Origin of the sequence: Anabaena sp. CCY 9402-a (assembly GCF_963920945.1) — a bacterium.
In the GTDB taxonomy this organism is placed as follows: Bacteria; Cyanobacteriota; Cyanobacteriia; order Cyanobacteriales; family Nostocaceae; genus Trichormus; species Trichormus minutissimus.
In genome coordinates this window covers 1-710 of sequence record NZ_CAWUDL010000209.1, presented here as the reverse complement: position 1 = coordinate 710, position 710 = coordinate 1, and the positions used below count along the sequence as shown (strand labels likewise).

At 32.4% G+C, this 710-nt stretch carries 1 protein-coding gene; it reads right to left on the bottom strand.

Going from position 1 to position 710, the window contains the following annotated elements; translation table 11 throughout:
• Nucleotides 1-63: 63 nt before the first annotated feature.
• Nucleotides 64-710 (bottom strand): HARBI1 family protein (locus ACM0OR_RS28325; protein WP_414579732.1); only part of this gene is annotated, 647 nt, incomplete at its 5' end.

The window sequence follows — 710 nt, the reverse complement described above, 5'->3', positions numbered from 1 at the left end:
GAAAATTATCAAAAGTTTCTCAAAACAGAGCTTTCTAAAAAAGTAAATGTTCAAGAGAATGATTCAAATATCATGACTTAGTATAAATGAAGCATTTAGATGTAACCTAACTAATCCACATACCGTCTTTAACACCTGACTATAACGATGTCGAGCTAGACGAAATCTATCACTGGCTACGCGAAAAATTTTCACCCTACATATCAGATGTTCCACAAAAATCCTTCTAGAAGATAATTTCTTATTCTCTGATTTTTGCGTTTCTGAAAGTTCGGCTTTTTTGGGTTTCTTGTCAGGTGTGGTAATAAGTGCTTCTCCTATATAAGCTTTATCTCCTAGAAATCTTTGTTTGGTATCCAGGGTTTTGCGATTATTTCTAAATAATGTAATATCACTTATCTTGCCAAATTGTCCAATACAAATATCAACTATATCTCGACCTTCTGGTAATACTATAAATTGATTTTTTCTGGTGTGCATTTTCTTCTTACCGGAATAATATTTTTTCTGCTCTTCATAGTCTCCAGGTCTTTCTATAGCTTGCTCTGCACTATCTACTATTAATTCATATTCACATAATTTCTCACATAGCTCTTGATATCTTTGCTCATCATTTTTTACTTCTTCTACTTGAGATGCAGGTAAGATTTCTCTCAAAATATCTACCCAATAATTAAAGGTATTATTGGCTTTTGTTCTCGACACATCAA